We start from the raw sequence: 2,157 nt of genomic DNA on the forward strand, positions 1-2,157 counted from the left end.
GGCCGCTTCGTCCAGGCCGGCCGACAGCGCGCGCCACGGCCGGGCCGCGCGCGCGGGTGCATCCTCGATCGCCCTAATCGAGAGCGTCACGCAGGCGTCGTTCGTAATGGCGGTAATATTTGTCCGCCAGCAGTTCGCTCTTGACGATCACCGCGACGTCGGTGGTGTTGAACTGGTCGTCGACCACCGCGCCGTCGCCGACATAGCCCCCCAGCCGCAGATAGCCCTTGATCAGCGGCGGCAGCCGCGCCAGGCAGCGCCGGTGGTCCAGGGTATTGGGGTCGGTGCGCAGCATCTCCACCCGCCGGTGCGGCAGCGCGCGCAGGCGCAGGGCCGGAGGCGCCAGGTGGTTATGGTACAGATAGGTCAGTTCGTCGCTCAGCGGCCCCGGATCGATGCCCGGCAGGCTGGCGCAGCCGAACAGGACATCGATCCGGTGCAGGAAGATGTACGAGGCGATGCCCCGCCACAGCAACTGCATCGCCGCGCGGCCGCGATAATTCGGATCGACGCAGGATCGCCCGACCTCGAGCAGCCGGCCGGGAAATTCGGTCAGGGGCGACAGGTCATATTCGCCCGAACTGTAGAACCGGCCGATTTTCTGCGCGTTTTCACCCTGCATCAGCCGGTAGGTCCCGACCACGCCCTTGGCACCCGAGGAGACCGCATGGTCGATCACCAGCAGATGGTCCGCGACATTGTCGAATTCATCGACGTCGCGGCGCGTGCGCAGGGTCCGTTCGTCGGGGCGCGCGCCCATTTCGTCGTAGAACACGCGATAGCGCAGCGCCTGCGCGGCATCGCGCTCGGCCTCGTTGGCGGCGATGCGCACGCCGAGATTGCCCGCCCGCAATTCGGGGAACCCGTTGCGTTCAAGCTCCAGGGTCGACAGGGACCGGACGGGTTGCTCGATACTCACCGTGACGATCCATCCTTCTGCTTCGCGACGGGTTGCTTCGCGGCGCGGCGCGGCGCGGCCGGCCCGTCCAGCGCGGCGACCGCCGGCTTTCGGCGGGCGAACAATTCCAGCCGGTGGGAGACCAGGTCGAAACCCAGGCGATCGGCGATACGTTTCATCAGCGCTGCATGTTCCGTATCCTCGAACTCGACGACCTTGCCGGTGTCCACATCGATCAGGTGATAATGGTCGCCTTCCTCGGTGGCCTCGTAACGCGCCCGGCCGCCGCCGAAATCGCGGCGCTCAAGGATGCCCTTCTCTTCCAGCAGGCGGACGGTGCGATAGACGGTGGCGACCGAAATCCGCGCATCCAGGCCGACGGCGCGGCGATAGAGTTCCTCGACGTCGGGATGATCCTCGGCCTCGGACAGGACGCGGGCGATGACCCGGCGCTGTCCGGTCATCTTCAGACCCCGCTCGACACACATCCGCCCGATCCGCGACTCCATGGCGTCGCCGGCCGCTACCATGTCGACGGCCTTGTCCGAACATCAGACATCTGGTCCAACGAAGCTACCGCCTCCCCCTCGATAGGGCCCGTGCCGCCACCTTGCGTCCCTCTCAATCCTCGCGCTTGGTGCCCAGTCCGATTTTCCGCGCAAGGGACGAACGATGGCTGGCATAGTTCGGCGCCACCATCGGGTAGTCGTGCGGCAGGCCCCACCGCTCCCGATACTCGTCCGGGGTCAGGTTATAGGCGGTTTTCAGATGGCGCTTCAACATTTTCAGTTTCTTGCCGTCTTCCAGGCAGATAATGTAGTCGGGGAAGACGGATTTCTTCGGCGGCACGGCCGGAACCGGCCGCTCGGGCTCGGCCACGGCGCGGCCCAGCCCGTCGAGGGTGGCATAGATCTTCTGGATCAGATCGGGCAGAGAGGCCGCTTCGACGCCGTTGCCCGAGACATAGGCCGCCGCGATTTGCGCCGTCAGATCCCGCAAGCCGCCTTTGTTCATTTCCTGGGCCATACCCATATCCCGTCAGTCAAACAATCGGGTCCCTATATAATTGAACGGGCCCGCGCCGCAACTACGCCCAACAATAAGATGAACTGCCGGGAGTGATCCGTGACCGATAGTGAAACCGCCATCCTCGATATTACCGGCGAGACCTGTCCGATGACGTTCGTCCGAACCCGCCTGGCACTGGACCGGCTGCCGGCGGGCGGGCGGCTGCGGGTGCGGCTGCGCGGCGCGGTGCC

At 65.9% G+C, this 2,157-nt stretch carries 4 protein-coding genes; 1 reads left to right on the forward strand and 3 read right to left on the reverse strand.

Annotated features, from left to right (window positions below; all coding sequences use genetic code 11):
- Window positions 1-73: 73 nt before the first annotated feature.
- The 3 genes from HUK84_RS15670 to HUK84_RS15680 all read right to left on the reverse strand — a co-directional run bounded on the left by HUK84_RS15670 (window position 74) and on the right by HUK84_RS15680 (window position 1,924).
- The gene (locus HUK84_RS15670) at window positions 74-919 is read right to left on the reverse strand and encodes a GNAT family N-acetyltransferase (RefSeq protein ID WP_176641115.1); all 846 of its coding nucleotides are present in this window, start codon (window positions 917-919) and stop codon (window positions 74-76) included.
- The gene (locus HUK84_RS15675) at window positions 916-1,428 is read right to left on the reverse strand and encodes a Fur family transcriptional regulator (protein ID WP_246285723.1); all 513 of its coding nucleotides are present in this window, start codon (window positions 1,426-1,428) and stop codon (window positions 916-918) included. The genes HUK84_RS15670 and HUK84_RS15675 overlap by 4 nt, the downstream gene beginning before the upstream one ends.
- Window positions 1,429-1,519: 91 nt before the next feature.
- A complete protein-coding gene (locus tag HUK84_RS15680; protein ID WP_176641116.1) occupies window positions 1,520-1,924 on the reverse strand; it encodes a MucR family transcriptional regulator in 405 nt (134 codons plus the stop codon).
- Window positions 1,925-2,023: 99 nt separating this feature from the next.
- On the opposite strand from HUK84_RS15680, the gene HUK84_RS22895 reads away from it, so the two are divergent.
- Window positions 2,024-2,157 (forward strand): sulfurtransferase TusA family protein (locus HUK84_RS22895; RefSeq protein WP_176641117.1); only part of this gene is annotated, 134 nt, incomplete at its 3' end.

This window comes from Nguyenibacter vanlangensis (genome assembly GCF_013376155.1).
GTDB classification, from domain to species: domain Bacteria; phylum Pseudomonadota; class Alphaproteobacteria; order Acetobacterales; family Acetobacteraceae; genus Gluconacetobacter; species Gluconacetobacter vanlangensis.